Annotated in this window: 17 protein-coding genes and 2 tRNA genes; 12 read left to right on the forward strand and 7 right to left on the reverse strand. The window is 65.2% G+C overall.

Features of this window, described 5'->3' with window-relative positions; all coding sequences use genetic code 11:
* Position 1: 1 nt before the first annotated feature.
* From AABD04_RS09255 to AABD04_RS09270, 4 genes are all read left to right on the forward strand, one after another.
* A complete protein-coding gene (locus tag AABD04_RS09255; RefSeq protein ID WP_341440983.1) occupies positions 2-412 on the forward strand; it encodes an acyl-CoA thioesterase in 411 nt (136 codons plus the stop codon).
* A 139-nt stretch (positions 413-551) separates the two neighbouring features.
* On the forward strand, positions 552-5,390 hold the full coding sequence (locus AABD04_RS09260) for an NAD-glutamate dehydrogenase (RefSeq protein ID WP_341440984.1): 4,839 nt from the start codon (positions 552-554) through the stop codon (positions 5,388-5,390).
* A 64-nt stretch (positions 5,391-5,454) separates the two neighbouring features.
* The gene (locus AABD04_RS09265; protein ID WP_308198106.1) at positions 5,455-5,919 is read left to right on the forward strand and encodes an acyl-CoA thioesterase; all 465 of its coding nucleotides are present in this window, start codon (positions 5,455-5,457) and stop codon (positions 5,917-5,919) included.
* Positions 5,912-6,601 (forward strand): hypothetical protein, encoded by a 690-nt coding sequence (locus tag AABD04_RS09270; protein ID WP_341440985.1) that lies wholly within the window; start codon positions 5,912-5,914, stop codon positions 6,599-6,601. Before AABD04_RS09265 ends, AABD04_RS09270 begins: the two co-directional genes overlap by 8 nt.
* Here the strand turns inward: AABD04_RS09270 and AABD04_RS09275 are convergent.
* On the reverse strand, positions 6,598-8,286 hold the full coding sequence (locus tag AABD04_RS09275) for a glycoside hydrolase family 13 protein (protein WP_341440986.1): 1,689 nt from the start codon (positions 8,284-8,286) through the stop codon (positions 6,598-6,600). The two genes, AABD04_RS09270 and AABD04_RS09275, sit on opposite strands and share 4 nt — an antisense overlap.
* Positions 8,287-8,392: 106 nt before the next feature.
* Here AABD04_RS09275 and AABD04_RS09280 point away from each other — a divergent pair, with 106 nt between their 5' ends.
* Positions 8,393-8,860, forward strand: a complete 468-nt coding sequence (locus AABD04_RS09280) for a cupin domain-containing protein (protein ID WP_341440987.1) — start codon at positions 8,393-8,395, stop codon at positions 8,858-8,860.
* Positions 8,861-8,879: 19 nt separating this feature from the next.
* Here AABD04_RS09280 and AABD04_RS09285 read toward each other — a convergent pair whose 3' ends face one another.
* Both AABD04_RS09285 and AABD04_RS09290 read right to left on the reverse strand, forming a co-directional pair.
* Complete coding sequence (locus tag AABD04_RS09285) at positions 8,880-9,275, reverse strand: globin (RefSeq protein ID WP_243594087.1); 396 nt, start codon at positions 9,273-9,275, stop codon at positions 8,880-8,882.
* Positions 9,276-9,337: 62 nt separating this feature from the next.
* Positions 9,338-10,297: a mechanosensitive ion channel family protein gene (locus AABD04_RS09290; protein ID WP_423228220.1), complete on the reverse strand. Its 960-nt coding sequence runs from the start codon at positions 10,295-10,297 to the stop codon at positions 9,338-9,340.
* Positions 10,298-10,529: 232 nt separating this feature from the next.
* Here AABD04_RS09290 and AABD04_RS09295 point away from each other — a divergent pair, with 232 nt between their 5' ends.
* The 3 genes from AABD04_RS09295 to AABD04_RS09305 all read left to right on the forward strand — a co-directional run bounded on the left by AABD04_RS09295 (position 10,530) and on the right by AABD04_RS09305 (position 11,988).
* Entirely contained in the window at positions 10,530-11,192 is a 663-nt protein-coding gene (locus AABD04_RS09295) for an HNH endonuclease (RefSeq protein WP_243594086.1), read from the forward strand.
* An 81-nt stretch (positions 11,193-11,273) separates the two neighbouring features.
* Positions 11,274-11,525 (forward strand): aa3-type cytochrome oxidase subunit CtaJ, encoded by a 252-nt coding sequence (ctaJ, locus tag AABD04_RS09300; protein ID WP_243594085.1) that lies wholly within the window; start codon positions 11,274-11,276, stop codon positions 11,523-11,525.
* Positions 11,512-11,988, forward strand: coding sequence for a DUF5130 family protein (locus AABD04_RS09305; RefSeq protein WP_341440988.1), 477 nt, complete (start codon positions 11,512-11,514; stop codon positions 11,986-11,988). The genes ctaJ and AABD04_RS09305 overlap by 14 nt, the downstream gene beginning before the upstream one ends.
* Before the next feature lie 83 nt (positions 11,989-12,071).
* Here AABD04_RS09305 and pepN read toward each other — a convergent pair whose 3' ends face one another.
* A complete protein-coding gene (gene pepN / locus AABD04_RS09310) occupies positions 12,072-14,645 on the reverse strand; it encodes an aminopeptidase N (RefSeq protein WP_341440989.1) in 2,574 nt (857 codons plus the stop codon).
* A gap of 158 nt (positions 14,646-14,803) precedes the next feature.
* Here pepN and AABD04_RS09315 point away from each other — a divergent pair, with 158 nt between their 5' ends.
* Complete coding sequence (locus AABD04_RS09315; RefSeq protein WP_243594082.1) at positions 14,804-15,421, forward strand: mycothiol-dependent nitroreductase Rv2466c family protein; 618 nt, start codon at positions 14,804-14,806, stop codon at positions 15,419-15,421.
* A 58-nt stretch (positions 15,422-15,479) separates the two neighbouring features.
* Here AABD04_RS09315 and AABD04_RS09320 read toward each other — a convergent pair whose 3' ends face one another.
* The gene (locus AABD04_RS09320) at positions 15,480-16,142 is read right to left on the reverse strand and encodes a DUF429 domain-containing protein (protein ID WP_341440990.1); all 663 of its coding nucleotides are present in this window, start codon (positions 16,140-16,142) and stop codon (positions 15,480-15,482) included.
* 16 nt (positions 16,143-16,158) lie between these two features.
* On the opposite strand from AABD04_RS09320, the gene AABD04_RS09325 reads away from it, so the two are divergent.
* Positions 16,159-16,638 carry a ribose-5-phosphate isomerase gene (locus AABD04_RS09325; RefSeq protein ID WP_243609729.1) on the forward strand — a complete coding sequence of 160 codons (480 nt, stop codon included), beginning with the start codon at positions 16,159-16,161 and terminating at the stop codon, positions 16,636-16,638.
* Positions 16,639-17,433, forward strand: a complete 795-nt coding sequence (locus AABD04_RS09330) for an Fpg/Nei family DNA glycosylase (RefSeq protein WP_243594079.1) — start codon at positions 16,639-16,641, stop codon at positions 17,431-17,433. It abuts the gene before it with no gap.
* Here the strand turns inward: AABD04_RS09330 and AABD04_RS09335 are convergent.
* The gene (locus AABD04_RS09335) at positions 17,430-18,182 is read right to left on the reverse strand and encodes a DUF1542 domain-containing protein (RefSeq protein WP_341440991.1); all 753 of its coding nucleotides are present in this window, start codon (positions 18,180-18,182) and stop codon (positions 17,430-17,432) included. The two genes, AABD04_RS09330 and AABD04_RS09335, sit on opposite strands and share 4 nt — an antisense overlap.
* A 108-nt stretch (positions 18,183-18,290) precedes the next feature.
* Positions 18,291-18,364: transfer RNA gene (locus AABD04_RS09340), tRNA-Gly, on the reverse strand.
* A 170-nt stretch (positions 18,365-18,534) separates the two neighbouring features.
* Between AABD04_RS09340 and AABD04_RS09345 the strand changes: the two genes are divergently transcribed.
* Positions 18,535-18,608 (forward strand) — tRNA-Pro (locus AABD04_RS09345).
* Positions 18,609-18,704 lie beyond the last annotated feature (96 nt).

Here is an 18,704-nt window from a genome sequence, read left to right on the forward strand (position 1 = left end):
CGTGTCGACGAAAACCTTCACCTGCACACTTCAGGTGCGGTGGGGAGATTCCGACCGTCTCGGCCACGTCAACAACACCCGCTTCGTCGAGTACCTCCAGGAAGGCCGCGTTCAGTTCCTGAACGCGGTCCTGGGGGGTTCGGAGCGACGGGGCGCGGCGGTGGTGCGCAAGTTGACCACCGATTTTCTGCATCCGATTCTCGACGACTCGGGTCCACTGACGATCGAGCTGTGGATCACCCGTGTCGGGACCACCTCGTACGGCGTCCGGCACGTGGTGACGGACCGGGACGGGACGGTCTGCGCCGAGGCCGAGGCACTGATGGTCGCGTTCGACCTCGCTACCTCGTCGTCTCGTCCACTGGACGAGCACGAGCGTGGCCTCCTCGGCGAGTACCTCCACGTCGAATGACGCATTCGACCGAATCTGACGCGCTGGGTCCGCGAGGTCACTGCGGTAACAGGGCGTTCGACACTAAGGTCGAGTAGTCATCGACGACCGGCGATCGACGGCCGTCGGGAAAATCCTCACGAGGGAGTACTCGAACACCATGTCACGCTCGCTGGACCTGCCCGACAACGATTGGGCCGACGGGCTCGATGACCGACTCCTGGCCGAGCTGACATCCCTGCAAGCCGAGTACTTCGAGCACGTGGACACCGCCGCCGTCGGGGCGTCCGCACACTCTCCCGGCACCACATCCTTTCGCCGGCACGTGCTGTTGGCCGCGCAGCGCCGGCCGGAGACTGCGAACGTAGCGGTTCACCGACCGAGCGAATCCGATTCGACGGCCGATCGGGCGGGCGGCAGCTACCTGCAGATCGTCACCGACGACATGTCGCTCCTCGTCGAGTCGATCATCTCGCTGCTCTCCCGACTCGGCATCGAATACACCGACGTGGTGCATCCCATCCTGTCGGTTGCTCGCGACGCCGACGGCGAACTGACCGGCCTGATCGCCGGTGGAGCACGCGAGTCCTGGATTCACGTTCAGCTTCATTCCTCCACATCCGAGGACGCCGTCGCACGCCTGCAGACGGAGACGAGCCGGGTACTGGCCGACGTGCGTCAGGTGGTCGGCGACACCGATCGCATGCGCCGAGTTCAGGCAGAAGTGGCCGATCTTCTCGACGGTGCGGCTCAGCGGGCGGGTGATGCGGAATCCGACATCGCCGTCGAGCATCGCGATGCGGCCGCCCTGCTGCGCTGGCTCGGCGATGGTCACTACACGCTGCTGGGGTACCGCCGGTACCGGATCGACGGCGTCGACGCCGCACGGACGGCCACCGGCGAGGAGTCGAGCAGCCTCGGTGTCTTGCGGGACGCGGCGCACGACGTGCACGGCTCGGAACCGATCGGTCGGCGAGACCTGGTCGCCCTGACACAGGGAGCGAGTCCGGCCACGGTGCACCGCGCCGTCTACCCGTACTTCGTGAGTGTGCTCGACGCCGAGAATTTCGCCGAACACCGCTTCGTCGGGGTGTTCACCGTGACGGCGCTGCACGAGAACGTGCTCGACATTCCGGTGATCGAGCGTCGAGTGCGATCGGTGATCGCCCGGGCCGGTCACGATCTCGGATCCTTCTCGGGTCAGGCCATGCTCGAAGTGCTGCAGTCGATGCCGCGCTCGGAACTGTTCGCCACCTCGGCGGCCTGGCTGTTCGAGACCGCGAGTGCTGTTCTGGCACTGGGCCGTCGGCGCAAGGTCAAGCTGTTCGTCCGTCCCGATGCGAGCGGCTCGTTCGTCTCCGCACTGGTGTACCTGCCGCGAGATCGCTACACCACCCGCGTTCGCCTCGCCATTCAGGATCGGCTGCTCCGCGAACTCGGCGGTACCTCACTCGATTACACGGCGCGGGTCACGGAATCGGATCTGGCGTTGCTGCACGTGACCGTCCGACGCACGCCGGGAACAGCCTCGACGGAACTGACGGCAGAGGACATCACTCGGATCGAGGCGGCTCTGACCGAGACCACGCGAACCTGGGAGGACTCCCTCGGCGACGCCGTCTCGCTCGACCGCACCGTCGACCCGCTGCGTATTCAGCGCTACACCGAGGCGTTCCCCGAGGCCTACAAGCAGGACTTCAGTCCGGCTCGGGCCGTCACCGACATCGCTCGCCTCGAAGGGCTCGGCGACGAGTCGATCGACATGCAGCTCTACCGCAACGAGCAGTCCGCCGTGGGCAGCTGGCGGTTCTCGCTGTACATCGGCGGCGCGGGTGTCTCGCTGTCGCAGGTGCTGCCGATCCTGCAGAGCCTCGGCGTCGAGGTCGACGACGAACGGCCGTACCCGGTGGTGCGGCCGGACGGAATGTCTTGCTGGATATACGATTTCGGGCTGTCTGCCTCACGTGAGATGCTGCGCTCGGCAATCGACGGTGACATCGACGCGGAGCTGTCCGAGGCAGGCACCGCCGATCGCGAGAGCCGAGTGCAGCACCGGTTCACCGACGCGTTCGCGGCCGTATGGAGCGGCGAGGCCGAGGCGGACCGGTTCAACGAGCTGGTCATGCGCTCCGGCCTGCACTGGCGGCAGGCAGTGGTGCTGCGCGCGTACGCGAAGTATCTGCGCCAGGCCGGTTTTCCCTACAGTCAGTTCAACATCGAAGGTGTGCTGCTGACGCATCCGCGCACCGCGCGACTGCTCGTCGGCCTCTTCGAGGCGCAGTTCGATCCCGCTGCCAGCTCGGAGGAGAACGCGCAGTCGATCGGCACCCAGTTGGGGGACTTGATCGACGAAGTCGTCAGCCTCGACGCCGACCGAATCCTGCGCAGCATGTTCGAGCTGATCCGTGCAACCCTGCGAACCAACTACTTCGTGGTGGGTGTCGACGGCGAACATCGTGAGTACCTCTCGCTCAAGTTCGATCCGCAGTCGATCGCCGAATTGCCCAAGCCGAAGCCGAAATTCGAGATCTTCGTGTACTCGCCCCGCGTCGAAGGTGTGCACCTTCGGTTCGGGGACGTGGCCCGCGGCGGACTGCGCTGGTCCGATCGTCGTGAGGACTTCCGCACCGAGATTCTCGGACTCGCCAAAGCCCAGATGGTCAAGAACGCCGTCATCGTGCCGGTCGGAGCCAAGGGCGGATTCGTCGTCAAGCGGCCACCTGTCGTGACCGGTGACGCCGACCGAGATCGACAGGCCCATGCCGAGGAAGGCAAGGCCTGCTACCGACTGTTCATCGCCGGGCTGCTCGACATCACCGACAACCTCGACCGTGCCACCGGAACGGTGACGGTTCCCGCCGGCGTCGTCCGCCGCGACGGAGACGACACCTATCTCGTCGTTGCTGCGGACAAGGGCACCGCGACGTTCTCCGACATGGCCAACGACGTGGCCGCGCAGTACGGCTTCTGGCTCGGCGACGCCTTCGCCTCGGGTGGGTCGGCCGGCTACGACCACAAAGCCATGGGCATCACCGCCAAGGGCGCGTGGGAGAGCGTCAAGCGCCACTTCCGTGAGCTCGGAATCGACACGCAGAGCCAGGATTTCACCGTCGTCGGCGTCGGCGACATGAGCGGTGACGTGTTCGGCAACGGCATGTTGCTCAGCCGGCACATTCGCCTGCTCGCCGCATTCGATCACCGGCACATCTTTCTCGATCCCGACCCCGAGCGTGAGTCTTCGTTCGCCGAGCGGGAACGGTTGTTCGCACTGCCGCGGTCGTCGTGGGCGGACTACGACACCTCGCTCATCAGTGCGGGCGGCGGAGTGTGGGAGCGAACCCGCAAGTCGGTCCCGATCAGTGCCAATGCACGTGCCGCGCTCGGTCTCGACGACTCGGTCCAGTCCCTGTCCCCGCCGGAGCTGGTGAACGCGATCCTCAGGGCACCGGCCGATCTGCTGTGGAACGGCGGAATCGGTACCTACATCAAGGCGTCCACCGAGACCAATGCCGAGGTCGGTGACAAGGCGAACGACGCGGTTCGCGTCGACGGGATCGACGTTCGCGCTGCGGTGGTGGGGGAGGGCGGCAACCTCGGTGCCACTGCACTGGGCCGCATCGAATACGCCGCGGCCGGGGGCAAGATCAACACCGACGCCATCGACAACTCCGCGGGTGTCGATTGCTCCGACCACGAAGTCAACATCAAGATCCTGTTGGAAACGGCCATCACCAACGGCAACCTGGCGCGCGAGGATCGAGACGAGCTGCTCGCGTCCATGACCGACGAGGTGGGCCGACTGGTGTTGTGGGACAACATCATGCAGAACGAGCTGCTGGGCACCTCCAGGTTCGACGCTCCGAACCTCGTCACCGTGCACAGTCGGGTGATCGAGGATCTGGAAGTGCGCCGAGGCCTCGACCGCGAGCTCGAAGCACTGCCGACCGAGGCGGATCTACGACGGCGGAAGCAGGACGGTCGAGGACTGACCTCGCCGGAACTCGCCACGATGATGGCGCACGTCAAGCTCGCGTTGGAAGCCGAGTTGCTGGGCAGTGAGCTGCCCGACAGCGACGTCTTCGCCCCGCGTTTGCCCAAGTACTTCCCCGAGCCGCTGCGAGAGCCGTTTGCCGATGCGATCACCGCGCATCCACTACGGCGGCAACTGGTCGCCACCACCCTGGCCAACGAGGCGATCGACTGCGGCGGAATCACGTTCCCGTACCGATTGACCGAGGATTCGGGTGCAGCAGGCACCGATGCCATCCGCGCGTTCGCCGCCGCTACCGAGATCTTCGGACTCGACGAGGTGTGGAACTCGATCAGGGCCGCGGACGTGCCGACTGCGGTCTCGGCCGAACTGTTGCTCGAATCGCGCCGCATGCTCGACCGTGTCTCGCGTTGGCTGCTCGCCAACCGTCCCCAGCCGCTGGCCGTCGGCGCGGAGATCAGTCGGTACGCCGGGCAGGTGCGTGCATTGCAGCCGTCGGTGTCGACGTGGATTTCCGGGCATCAGGCCAGCGACCTGGACTCGCGGTCGGCCGCGGCGATCGAACGCGGCGCGCCGGCCGAGCTGGCTCGTCGGATCTACGGATTGCTCGATGTGTACTGCCTGCTCGACATCATCGATATCGCGGACATCGTCGACCGGGACGGGGCCGAGGTCGCGGAGCTCTACTTCGCCCTGGACGCACACATCGGCATCGACTGGTTGCTCACCGCGGTGTCCAAGCTGGCCCGCGGAGACCGCTGGCATTCGTTGGCGCGCTTGGCTCTTCGTGACGATCTGTATTCGTCGTTGCGGGGAATCACGCAGGCCGTACTGGCCGGCGGTGAGCCGGACGAGTCGGTGGCGGAGAAGATCGCGGAATGGGAGTCGACCAACTCGTCCCGGCTGGCGAGGTCGCGGGCGGCGTTGACCGAGATCGCCGAGTCGGGAACCCTCGACCTGGCGACCCTGTCGGTCGCCGCTCGGCAGGTCCGCAACATGGTGCCCTGACTGCAGGCACCACATCGCAAGAGCCGAAACCGACGACGTTCGATAGAGAAGAGGGAACGACCGCGTGAGTGTGCCCGACGCCCATCTGTCCGACAAACGACCCGAAACCGAGCGAGTGGGCTTCCACGCCACCGTGGATGTGCGGTGGTCGGACATGGACGTGTATCAACACATCAACCATGCCCGGATGGTCACCCTGCTCGAAGAGGCACGCATCCCGTGGCTGCTGGTGGACGGCAGGCCGACGGCGAACCTGCGCCACGGAGCGGTGATCGCGGATCTGCACGTCAAGTATCGAGGCCAACTGCGGCACGAGGACGGCCCCCTCGACGTCTTCATGTGGATCGACTCGGTACGGGCGGTGGACTTCGTCGTCGGCTACGAGGTTCGGGCCCGAGGTGCGTCGCTGGACACGCCTGCGGCAGTGGTGGCGTCGACGCAGATTGCAGCGTTCGATATCGATGCGCAGCGGTTGCGCCGCCTCACCCCTGAGGAGCGCGAATTTCTCGTGAGCTGGCAGCGTGTATGAGCGCGTACTGACCGTCCCCGACGCGGTCGAGCGAGAGAACCTGGCGACGTTCTGTGCCAGAGCGCTGCGTTTGGACGAGGCCGCGGTGATCCGCATGCGAACCCGAGCGGGTGGCGGTGTCTCCTGTTGGGCCATCACCGGTTTCGATGCTCTGGCTGCGCGAGTCATCACCGGCACCGTGGTTCCGGACGACACCAGCGCCGGTGCCGACGTACTGGCTGCGGCTGTGGAGCAGGCAACCGACGGTGTGATCGACCCGGGATTCTCGATGGACTCCGCATGGCGCGGGGCGCTACCGCCCTACGGAGGATTCGGCCACATCGACGATGTGCCCGCCAGGGTGCTCGTGGGTCTCGCGCAACGCGGCGCGGCACTGGCGAAGGAACACGGCAGCAGTCACGGTCCGCCGAGTTCGCTGCTCGAACAGGAAGTTCTGCACGTCACGGGTGAGGCCGACGACGTCTCGATTTCCATGCGGACAGTGTTCGCCCTGACCGCAATGGGTTTCGTGCCACACAGCGGGAACGACCCGTTGACGATCGATGTCGACCCCGATCGGATCGCAGCCGACGAGGTGGTGCGGGTGCGGGCCTCGAAGGTGTGGTTACGCCTCGACGCCCGCTACGGCTCCGTGTTCGCTCGCCGTGCGGGGCAGCAGTTGTCGCTGACAGTGGAGCGTTAGACCAGCCAGGCGGCCGCGTGTGCCGGAAGCCTGCCGTCCACCAGGGGAGCACTGGCCAGCAGTAGCTCGCCGGGAGGTAGCGGGATCGCCTCGTCCGACGCGTTCAACGCGCAGATCAGGCCGCCGCGTCGACGAAACGCCAGGCAGCCGGGAGGCGCTCCGTACCAATCGATCCCGGATCCGGTGAATTCCGGTCGCAGGGCCCGCAACTCGAAGGCGGTGCGGTACAGGCTCAGCATCGAATCGACGTCCTCCAGCTGCGCCTCGGCAGTGCAGCCGTCCCATTCCGGCGGCATCGGCAGCCAGGTTCGATCGGTGGTCGAGAATCCGAACGGCGGGGTGTGGCCCTCCCACGGCATCGGCACGCGGCAGCCGTCGCGGCCTCGCTCGGCGTGCCCGGATCGTTCCCACACCGGATCCTGCAACGCGCTCTCGGGCAGCTGCACGTTGGGCAGCCCGAGTTCGGCACCGTTGTACACGAATATCGTTCCAGGAAGCGCCAATTCGACGAGGATCATCGCGCGGGAGCGCGCCCGCCCGAGGTCCCCACCGCCGTAGCGGGTGACCTCACGTTCGACGTCGTGGTTCGACAGCGTCCACGTCGGCGTCCCGTCGACGAGTTCGACCGCGGCGAGTGAATTGGCGATGGCATCGCGGATGGTCTCGGCATCGAAATCGACACTGGCCAGCCGGAAGTTGAAGCCCAGGTGCAGCTCGTCGGGCCTGATGTACTCGGAGAACCGAACATTGTCCTGCACCCAGATCTCGCCGACGGTCACCGTTCCGGGGAACTCGTCCATCACCGCTCTGATGCGTCGATGGAGGTTGTGCACCCGCGGGTTGTTGAACCGAGGATCGTCGTCGTCGTTCTTCATCAACGCGTTCAGTTCGAGGCTCATGTCGTCCAGCTCTGCCGGCTTGGCCATTCCGTGCGCCACGTCGAGTCGGAAGCCGTCGATACCGCGGGAGAGCCAGAATCTCAGTGTGCGGGCGAAGTCGTCGAACACCTCGGGATTGTTCCAGTTCAGATCCGGCTGCTCGGGCGCGAAGATGTGCAGATACCACTGGCCCGGTGAGCCGTCGGGCTCGGTGACACGGGTCCAGGCCGGACCGCCGAAGATGCTCGGCCAGTTGTTCGGCGGCTGCGAACCGTCGTTCCCACGCCCGTCTCGAAAGATGTAGCGGGCACGCTCGGCACCACCGCGCGGCGCGGTCAGGGCAGACCTGAACCACGGGTGCTCGATGCTGGTGTGATTGGGGACCAGATCCATCGTGACCTTGATGTCGCGCGCATGAGCTTCGTCGACCAGTGCGTCGAAGATCTCCAGGCTCCCGAACAGTGGGTCGATGTCGCGGGGATCGGAGACGTCGTACCCGTGATCGGCCATGGGCGAGCGCGTGATGGGCCCGATCCAGATCGCGTCGATACCCAACAGTTCGAGGTAGCCGAGCTTGTCTCGAATTCCGTCGAGGTCACCGATGCCGTCACCGTTGGAGTCCGCGAACGACCTGGGGTAGATCTGGTAGAAGACGGCGTCCTGCCACCACAGCAGTTCGGAGCGTTCGATCGGATCGGTCACAAGGGGCAATAGTGCCAAACGATCGGCCGCGGAACGATTCAGGGGCGCTGGGGTCTGCCGAAAGCCGGACTTGTCGGTCAAGGGTGAGTAAAGCTTTGTGCTCATTCACATGACCGACACGTGCCGGTTCGTTGGGAAAGTGTTGTATGTTCGGCTTCGGAAGCCAGCAGCGGCGGATGCCGCGCCCGACTGTGAGGACGCGACGGACACCATGACCACATCGGCCATCGAAGCCGTACGGCTCGGCGATATCGCACTCGACGACAGCCCCATCGAGCCGTCCTGGATCCTCGAAGGCACCCCACACGCTCGGATGGCCGAGTGGTCGAAAAGCATCGACGGCACCACCACCACCAACGTGTGGGACTGCACCGCCGGACGTTTCCGCTGGTTCTTCGCCGTCGACGAGATCGTGCACATCATGGACGGTTCGGTGACCGTCTCGAGTGACGACCATGCGCCGCGCACCCTTGTCGCAGGCGATGCCGCGTTGTTCCGTGCGGGCACATGGTCGGAGTGGCACGTGCAGGACTACGTGCGCAAGCACGCCATCCTGCGCCAGCATCTGCCCGGACCCGTCAGTTTTGCGCTGAAGGTCGCCGGCTCCGTGCGAGTTCGCGTGGGCAAGCTCAGAGCCGCCGTCGGTGGACAGAGCCCGCAACGCGTCGGATCTCTGTAGCCACTGCCGTTCGCGGTAGTCAGATCGCCGAATTCACCATCGAATTCGCGGCCATCTCCATGTAGTCGGTCAACTGGGCTCGATGCGCGGAGTCCATGACCTGCGGGTCGATCGATGCGATCGCGATGTGCATGCATCGAAGCCACGCGTCTCGTTCCATCGGACCGATCCGAAACGGGTTGTGGCGCATGCGCAGTCGCGGATGTCCGCGTTCATCGGAGTAGGTCCTCGGACCGCCCCAGTACTGCTCGAGAAACATCCGCATCCGCCGTTCGGCTGGTGCCAGGTCCTCCTCGGGGTACAGCGGCCGCACTATCTCGTCCTTGGCGACTTCCTCGTAGAACTTCGCCGTGAGTGACCGGAACGTCTCGGCACCGCCTACCGCGTCGTAGAACGTCTGCTGCGGTTCGGTCATCACACTCTCTCTTCTGGGGTCGTCGACGGGCTCCGGTCGGCGTCGCTACCGACCATTGTCCCTCAGGAGCCGGGCTCGGCTGCGACCCCACCCGGGCGTCCCAGTGCATAGGGTGCCTTGATGCCGGCGTCGACGAAGGCCTCGAGGATGTCCTTGTGAATGCGGCGCTGGACGGCCCATTGGCGTCCTGGCCGCGTTTTGATCGTGATGCGGATGGTGACGGTGTCGGCGCTGACACCGTTGACTCCGAGCATTTCGGGTGGTTCGAGAATGTCGTTCTCGAAGTCGCCGGACTTCACCGACGCCAGAGTGGTGCGTTCGGCCACCTCGCAGGCTTCTTCGATGTTCGCGGTGTGCGAGACGGGCAGATCCAGAACCGCCACCGCGAAGCCCTGGCTCATGTTCCCCACACGCAGTACTTCGCCGTTACGGCAGTACCAGACCGTGCCGTTGATGTCTCTGATCGTCGTCACACGTAGACCCACACTCTCGACGGTCCCGGTGGCCTCGCCGAGGTCGACGACATCGCCCACTCCGTACTGATCCTCCAGCAGCATGAAGATGCCGGACAGGAAGTCTCGTACCAGGTTCTGGGCACCGAAGCCGAGGGCTACGCCGACGATCCCCGCGGACGCGATGAACGGTGCGACGTTGATGCCGATGACATCGAGAACCGAGAGCAGGAACCAGGTCAGGATCATGACCGACACTGCCGACTTGAGCACCGAGCCGATCGTGTTGGCCCGTTGTTTCCGACGTTCGTTGAGAATCGCGCCTTGGACGGTGCTCGACGATCGGTCGCGGAGCGGTCGTAGCAGCATCGGAGACTTGCCGACCTCGTTGCGGGTGAAGCGGGCGATCATTCTGTGCAGAACGAGGCGTAACACGATGGCGAGGGCCAGATAACCGAGAATCTGCAGCGGCCGATCGACCAGCCAGTCGCGCCCGGTATCCGTGAGCTCGAAGGCTCGGGTGTCGACCTCTCGTAGCAGCGACGGTTGCGGAAGGGACGATGCGGACAGAAAGGTTGAGACAGACACCCGAAGAGTCTACGGAGACGTGAAGATCTCGCCAGTCACGCAGCGCATGGGGCCGCCGTTCCTCTGTCGGTGAGAACGAGGAAGCGAAATGTTCACCGATCGGCAACAGAAAATGCGACGAAAAAGGCTGTGCGCGGGCGGTGCATTCGTGTTCCACTGTGACTCGTGTTCCACGCAAGCCATGCGCGGGCGCCGACTGTCTCTGGAGCAACGCATGAAGAACTCGCAACACCGTCATCGACAACTCCCGCCCACTGTGGGCCGCACCACGCATGACCAGCGTGAGACGGCCTCGGGGGCTTCTCCGCTGCGTGTGGTGCCGACGGCCAACGCTGCCACGGTCGACGACGCCGTACCGGCGTGGGTCAAGCGCCGTGTGCTGCTCCTCAACGCCACATTCGAGCCACTGACCGCGCTTCCGATGCGCCGGGCGGTGGTTCTTCTCGTTTGTGGGAAGGCCGACGTGGTGCACGACGACCCGGTGGGTCCGTTCATCCGGTCCGCGGACTTCTCGGTGCAGGTGCCGTCGGTGATCAGATTGCGGACGTTCGTTCGCGTTCCGTATCGGGCACGAGTGCCGATGACGCGAGCCGCGCTGATGCACCGCGACCGGTTCCGGTGCGCGTACTGCGGAAGCAAGGCCGAGACGGTCGACCACGTGGTGCCGCGTAGCCGGGGCGGTGGCCACTCGTGGGAGAACTGCGTCGCGTGCTGCGCCTCGTGCAATCATCGCAAGGCAGACAAACTGCTCAGCGAGATCGGCTGGACGTTGCGCGCCCAGTTGGTGCCGCCGAAGGGTCCGCACTGGCGTCTGTTGGCGACCACGAAAGAGCTGGACCCGAGTTGGCTGGCGTATCTCGGTGAAGGCGCTGCCTGACCGAATCGTGTTCGCACATTTCGGTCACAACACCGGCCCCGACGTGGTCCGACGCGCAATTGTCGACTAACGTCACACCCTGTGAGCATTTTGGAGACCACGCTGATATTCGGGGTGATTCCGGTTGCGGTGATCGGACTCATCGGCGCGTTGTCCTACTTGACCGACAAGCAGCCCGGTATGGACGTACCTCCCTACCGACTGACGGACGAGTGGACGCGCGAGCCATTGCTGTGGAGCGCTACGGACGAGGTGACTCCATTCGGGGGCCACGGATCGCACGACGCCGACACAGCCGACTCGATCGGAGGTGCTGCAAGTGGCAAGTGGTGAACTCGTCCGCAGTGACATACGGGAAGAAGACCTGCCGTTCGGGGCTGCCCTGACCGGGAGCGGCCGTATTTCAGCCGCTCACGAGTTCGGAACCGTCAATCCCGAGCATCTTCCGTTCGCGACTCAGGATCTGGTTGCTCTCGACGACGCTCTGACCCAGGCGATTCGGCAGACCAAGATCCGGTTCAACATCTACATCGGTGACCTCGGAGCCGATCCGGCGGCGGGAGCGGACTCGGTGTTCCCCGGAACGCCCGATGCCGTGCGCTCGGTCCTGATCGCGGTCGATCCCAATCGGCACGCTCTCGAGATCCGCAGTGGCAAGCGAGTGTCCAACCGGGCCACCGACCGGGTCGCACAGCTGGGTGTCACCGCTGCACTCGGACCGTTCCGAGACGGAAACCTCATCGACGGCCTGGTGGCCGCCGTGCGGGTGATGGCAGCATCCATTCTGAGGCCTTAGCCCCACCGGACCCGGTATCACGACGAGGGCCGGTTGCCCACCTTCTCGGTGAGCAACCGGCCCTTGTCGTAGGGCGGTGCCGATCAGCTCGCGTCGAACTCCCGCGCAGCGAGAGCTCGCACGATGCCGGCCCGTCCCTCGATCACCAGGCGACGGAGTGCAGGCGGCAGTTCGCCGTCCAGGAACCCGTCCGCGGCCGCGAGCGACTCTTCACTGATCGACCAGGACGGGTACAGCCCGATCACGACGGTCTGCGCGACCTCGCTGGAACGACGCGCCCAGACGCCCTCGATGGCTTCGAAGTAGCGGGCGACGTACGGTTCGAGCAGTTCGCCCTGGCCGGGTCCGGCGAATCCACCGATGATCGAGCGCGCCGTGATGTTCGGTACCGAGTCGTCGTCGACCACCGTGGTCCACGCCTGTTCCTTGACCTCCGCGCTCGGACGTGCAGCCCGTGCCGCCGCAGCCGACCGTGCACCGGCTGCGGTGTTGTCCTTGTCCGCTTCGGCGTCGATGACCGGAGATTCGAGCCCGTCCGAGTCGATGGCTCCTGCTGCGGCCAGTGCTGTGACGACGCGCCACCGCAGATCGGTGTCGACACCGAGGCCGGACAGGCCCTGGCCGTCGGCATCACCGTCGAGCAGGGCGCGCAGTACCTCGATGTGGCGATCGCCGATTTCGATGCCGGTGAGAGCATTGACGAACGCCAGCTGGTGATCCGAGCCTGCCTCGGCCCCGCGGGCCAGCTCGAGCAATGCGTCGGCGAACTCGGGGGTACCGTGTTCGGCCGCCCACGCCGGGTCGGCGTAGCTGGTGATGGCGGTCTGGGCTTGGAGCAGAAGTCGTTGCACCACACCCACTTCGGTCTCGCCGCCGATTCCGCGCTGAACGAGCGCCACGAAATCGCGCGCCTTCATCTCGGCGGATCGGGTCATCTCCCAGGCCGCCGACCACGCCAGGGTGCGGGGGAGGGGCTCGGCGATGTCGCCGATACGACTCAGGAGAGTCTCGAGCGAATCGGGGTCGAGTCGCACCGCGCAGTACGTCAGGTCGTCGTCGTTGACCAACACGAGCTTTCCTCGTGAGACACCTACCAGCGCATCGACATTCGTCGATTCGGCTGCGTCGAGATCGAGTTCCACGCGATCGGTGCGGACCAGCTTGCCGTCGACATCGTCGTAGATGCCGACCGCGATGCGGTGGACTCGGTGCTCGCCTGCACCCGGTGCCGCGCCGGTCTGACGGACCGCGAAGCGGGTGAACTTATTGTCGGCATCGACGTCGAAGTCCGGGCTCAGGGTGTTGAGGCCGGTGGTCCGCAGCCACTGTGTGCCCCAGTCGGACAGGTCGCGACCCGACGACTTCTCCAGGGCGGCAAGCAGATCGGAGAAGGTCGCGTTGCCGAAGGCGTGGTCGACGAAGTAGGCCCGCAACCCCGCCAGGAAATCCTCCTTGCCCACGTACGCCACCAGCTGCTTGAGCACACTCGCGCCTTTGGCGTAGGTGATGCCGTCGAAGTTGACCTCCACTGCGGCCAGGTCGGGAATGTCGGCGGCGATGGGGTGCGTCGACGGCAACTGGTCCTGGCGGTAGGCCCAGGCCTTCTCGACGTTGGCGAAGGTGGTCCACGCGTTGGTGTACTCGGTGGCCTCGGACTGGCACAGCACCGACGCGAACGTGGCGAAGGACTCGTTGAGCCACAGGTCGTCCCACCACGTCATGGTCACCAGGTCGCCGAACCACATGTGCGCCATCTCGTGCAGCACGGTCTCGGCGCGACGCTCGTACGAGGCGCGTGTCACCTTGGACCGGAAGACGTAGTCCTCCAGGTACGTGACGGCACCGGCGTTTTCCATCGCACCGGCATTGAACTCGGGCACGAAGAGTTGGTCGTACTTGCCGAAGGCGTACGGAGTGCCGAAGTTCTCGTGGTAGAAACCGAAGCCCTGCTTGGTCTCGGTGAACAGTCGCTCGGCGTCCATGTGATCGGCAAGCGATGCACGGCAATAGAGTCCGAGCGGGATGGTGCCGTGATCATCGGTGTACGAGTCGGTCCACTCCGCGTACGGACCGGCGATCAGCGCCACGAGGTAGGTGCTCATCAACGGTGTCGTGTCGAACACGTGCTCGCCGGCGGCAGGCTCCGCGGCATGCGCGGCATTGGAGATGATTGTCCAGCTCTCGGGAGCGGTGACCTTCAGGTCGAAGGTGGCCTTGAGGTCGGGCTGATCGAAGCAGGAGAACATGCGCTTGGCGTCGGCGGTCTCGAACTGCGAGTACAGGTACACCGAGCCGTCCGACGGGTCGACGAAGCGGTGCAGTCCCTCGCCGGTGTGGGAGTAGATGCAGTCCGCATCGACGACGAGTTCGTTGTGCTCGGTCAGATTCTCGAGCGCGATGCCCGTCGACTCGTCGTAGTTCGCGATATCGAGATCGGTGCCGTTGAGCGTCGCGGAGCGGATCGTGGCCGCGATGATGTCCACGAAACTCGACGCTCCGGCGGTGGCCGTGAACGTGATGGTGGTGAGCGAACGGAACGTCTTCTCGCCCGGATTGCCCTCGCCGTCGGTGAGATCGAGAACGATCGCGTATTTCGTGTCCCCGATGATCGCCGATCGCTCGGAGGCTTGGTCACGCGTCAGGTTGGGAGCAACCACTTCAGTCGACACCTCTTCGTGTAGTTATGGGTAGTGCCTTCCATCCCATCACGTCACGCGTCTCCCGCGCTGGCCGACGTGCCCTGCGGAATGTCTGCGCGGTGGGCGGTTGTTACGCAACGAAGAGACGTTGACCTCGAATTCCAAGGAGTAGAACAGTGGCCGGTTCAGGACAGAAAGACACTGCGGATTTTTGGTTCGACCCACTGTGCCCGTGGTGTTGGATCACCTCGCGGTGGATTCTCGAGGTGCAGCAGGTGCGAGACATCGACGTGAACTTCCACGTCATGAGCCTGGCAGTACTCAACGAGGGCCGAGACCTGCCCGAGGAGTACGCAGCGATGATGAAGAAGGCGTGGGGCCCGGTGCGCGTGGCGATCGCCGCAGCCAAGCTGAAGGGTGACGACATCCTCGCCCCGCTGTACGCGGCCATGGGAACGCGAATTCACAACGAGGGCAACAAGGATTTCGACGTCGTCATCGCGGAGTCGCTGGCGGAACTGGACCTGCCCGGTGACCTCGCGAAGGCCGCCGAGAGCACCGACTACGACGAGGACCTGCGGACCAGCCATCACGCGGGTATGGACAAGGTCGGACCCGACGTCGGCACCCCGACCATTCACGTGAACGGGGTGGCCTTCTTCGGACCTGTGCTCTCCCGGATCCCGCGTGGCGAGGAGGCAGGCAAGCTCTGGGACGCGTCGGTGATCTTCGCGTCGTACCCGCACTTCTTCGAGCTCAAGCGCACCCGCAACGAAGATCCGCAGTTCGACTGATCGCCCCCCCTCGTGCATGGAATCCGTAGCAGGAGTGCGGCTGTCATGCACGGGGGAGTCAGGCCACGATGCGGTCCGACGGGTCGTCGGTGCCGAACACTCGGTGCTCGCCGAGGTGAAGACGTCGCGCCGACCACGCCGCCGCGGCCGCGTCGAGGAAGTCGTCGACGGCCGGCCCGCTCGGCAGGTCTGCCAGCTCGATCTGCCGGCTCCACCGCTGCAGCGCCGCCAACCGCTGTCCGACACCGCGGCCGGTCTTCTTCGACGAGAACTCCGTTGTCGGCGACATCGCCCGGAACGAGCATTCGGGATGTACCTCGACGTATCTGTTTCGATCGAAGTCTGCATCGCGCCACGCTTTCACGGACGGCAGGATGTGCCACGTCTGCTTGCTGATCGCCTTGCCGGTGAGCTGTCGAGACACTGCGCATGCCTCGGGATACGACTCGGCAGCGAGCACGTCGACGACCGGCGTGTGAAAGATGGAGCTGCGCGCGGTACCCAGAAATTGCTTCGCCTCCAGTTCGCTGACGCGGTAGCCGCTCTCGGGTAACGACAGCGGCATGTCGACGCCCACCCGCGCGTGGTCCCTCGTGCGTTCCAACACCTCTGCCACGGAGGAACACCCGGTCCACGTGAGCGTCGTGCCGTCGATGGACGCGACCACCCACGCACCTTTCGCGCCGTCCACACCGGCGAATTTCTCGGCTTCGGAGTTCACCTGTCAGACTCTAGGCATGCGCGTATACCTGGGTGCCGACCACGCCGGCCTCGAGTTCAAGAATCAGATCATCGAACACCTGACGGCGACCGGGCACGAGCCCGTCGACTGCGGTGCCTTCGACTACGACCCCGTCGACGACTACCCCGCGTTCTGCATCGACGCAGCACGCCGCGTCGTCGCCGACCCGGGTAGCCGCGGGCTGGTGCTCGGCGGTTCGGGAAACGGCGAGCAGATCGCGGCCAACAAGGTGCCGGGCGCTCGCTGCGCGCTGGCGTGGAGCGTCGAGACCGCCAAGTTGGCCCGTGAGCACAACGACGCACAGCTCATCGGCATCGGTGGCCGCATGCACACTCTGCCCGAGGCCCTTGCCATCGTCGACGCCTTCCTCGGCACCCCGTTCTCGGGTGAGGAGCGCCACCAGCGCCGCGTCGACATCCTGTCCGAGTACGAGCGCAGCGGCGAGGCGCCCGAGGTGCCCGGAAAGCCCGCGTAGGTGCCCGAAGGCCACACCCTGCACCGACTCGCTCGGTTGCATCAACGTCGGTTCGGTGGGGCACCGGTCGAGGCGAGCAGCCCACAGGGGCGGTTCACCTCCGGTGCCGCGCTGATCGACGGCCTCGTGCTCGAGAAGGCCGAGGCCTGGGGCAAACACCTGCTGCACCGATACGAGTCCGATCTGATCGTGCACATCCATCTCGGTCTCTACGGAAAGTTCACCGAACAGGCTGTACCGCTGGACGATCCGGTGGGTGCCGTGCGGCTGCGCATGGTGGGGGAGAAGTACGGCGTCGACCTGCGCGGCCCGACGGCCTGCGAAATCTACACCGAACAGCAGGTCGATGCCCTGGTGGCGCGCCTGGGTCCGGATCCACTGCGTAAGGACGCCGACCCGGATCGTGCGTGGGCGCGAATCTCCAAGTCGCGCACCGCAATCGGCACCTTGCTGATGGATCAGAAGGTGCTCGCCGGCGTCGGAAACGTCTACCGCGCCGAGATTCTGTTTCGCCACGAGATCAACCCGATGCGGCCGGGCAAGGACCTCGACCGATCCGAGTGGGACGCCATCTGGTTCGACCTCGTCGAACTGATGAAGATCGGTGTCCGACGCGGTCGCATCATCACCATCCGGCCCGAGGACGATCACGGCGACACCTACGGTGCACGCAGGCCTCGCTCCTACGTCTACCGCAGGCAGGGTTATCCCTGCCGCGTGTGCGGTGCCGACATCCTGCACTCGGTGATGCAGGCTCGAAACCTGTTCTGGTGCCCGGTCTGTCAGGCGACCTAGAAACCGCCGAAGTCGCCGCCGCCGAAGTCCATGCCGCCACCGTCGTCCATGGCACCGAAATCCGTGTCGCCGCCCATATCCTCGCCCGAACCCCCGTCTGAACCGTCGGCTCCCATGTCGCCTCCGGCTGCAGTGTCGTCCGGTACCCCGGCCATGCCGGAGAACATCGCCGAGAACAGGAACATCGAACCCATTCCCCAGGCACCGGCCACTAGTGCCGGACGCCACCACGGCTCGGAGTACCAGCCCGCGGGCACCGGACGGCCCGCGACGCGGCCGCCCGGGTAGTAGTTCGGAGTGCGATCGGAGGGATCCGGTGACGCCGCGATCTCGCGGCCCTCGAAGTCGACCTTGCGATTCTCGGTGACGCGACCCGCCTGCTGCTGCCCGTCGATGCCGGCGATCTCCGGCCCTGGATCCATTCCCATGGCCAGTCGGGCAGCGCGAATGTAGTAGAGCCCCTCGAGGGCGGTCTGCTTGGCCAGTCGAGCCTGTTCCGGAGTAGTGGCCTGGTCGATCTGCGAACCGGCAGCGATGTTGCGTTCGGACGCGTCGGCCAAGGCCTGCTTGGACGGTGTGTCGGTGCCGATCAGGTTGTAGACCTGCCCACCGAGGCGTTCGATCGATTGACGGGCATCGGCCTTGGCGTCGGCCAGCGCGGTTTCGGCCGCCGCAGCCGAGTTCTTCTTGCTGCGCAGCACCAGCAGGGCCACTGCGGCGACGACGAGAACGATCAGGATTATTTCCACTGCAGGCCTTCCGCCGACGATGCAGTCCGGTTCGTACGGACAATTCGGACACCGTCCAGGGTACGCGGACACGAAAAAGCCCCGCACCATGAGTGCGGGGCTTTTCGGTGGAGCCGATGACGAGAATCGAACTCGCGTAGCCTGTTTGGAAGACAGGGGCTCTACCATTGAGCTACATCGGCATGCAAACAACAGTCGTGGGATCGCCAGTTCCGTCGCCTGCGTTTCAAGACTGTACCCAAAGCCGTCGCCGGATTCCAAACCGGCCTGTTGCGACCGGTCCGGCCCGACGTCATGGGTGGGGCGCCCATGAGGGGCTACTATCGGTTGCTGTTCAATGGTGTCCGTACGACGGGGTGTGGCGCAGCTTGGTAGCGCATCCGCTTTGGGAGCGGAGGGTCGCAGGTTCAATTCCTGTCACCCCGACAGATGAGGGCCGCGGGCACGGCTCACCGTGCTCGTGGCGAGCGAGGCAAGACCGCACGCCGGAACCACCAGCAATCAAGAATCACCAGAAGGAGC

The sequence above is a fragment of the Rhodococcoides navarretei genome (assembly GCF_038069675.1).
Classification (GTDB): domain Bacteria; phylum Actinomycetota; class Actinomycetes; order Mycobacteriales; family Mycobacteriaceae; genus Rhodococcoides; species Rhodococcoides navarretei.

Bases quoted from the DNA above. Each gene is read 5' to 3' on its own strand.
- AABD04_RS09325 (WP_243609729.1), top strand. From the start codon at position 16,159: ATGCGCGTATACCTGGGTGCCGACCACGCCGGCCTCGAGTTCAAGAAT.
- AABD04_RS09275 (WP_341440986.1), bottom strand. From the start codon at position 8,286: ATGAGCACAAAGCTTTACTCACCCTTGACCGACAAGTCCGGCTTTCGG.
- AABD04_RS09295 (WP_243594086.1), top strand. From the start codon at position 10,530: ATGAAGAACTCGCAACACCGTCATCGACAACTCCCGCCCACTGTGGGC.
- AABD04_RS09260 (WP_341440984.1), top strand. From the start codon at position 552: ATGTCACGCTCGCTGGACCTGCCCGACAACGATTGGGCCGACGGGCTC.
- AABD04_RS09285 (WP_243594087.1), bottom strand. From the start codon at position 9,275: ATGACCGAACCGCAGCAGACGTTCTACGACGCGGTAGGCGGTGCCGAG.
- AABD04_RS09280 (WP_341440987.1), top strand. From the start codon at position 8,393: ATGACCACATCGGCCATCGAAGCCGTACGGCTCGGCGATATCGCACTC.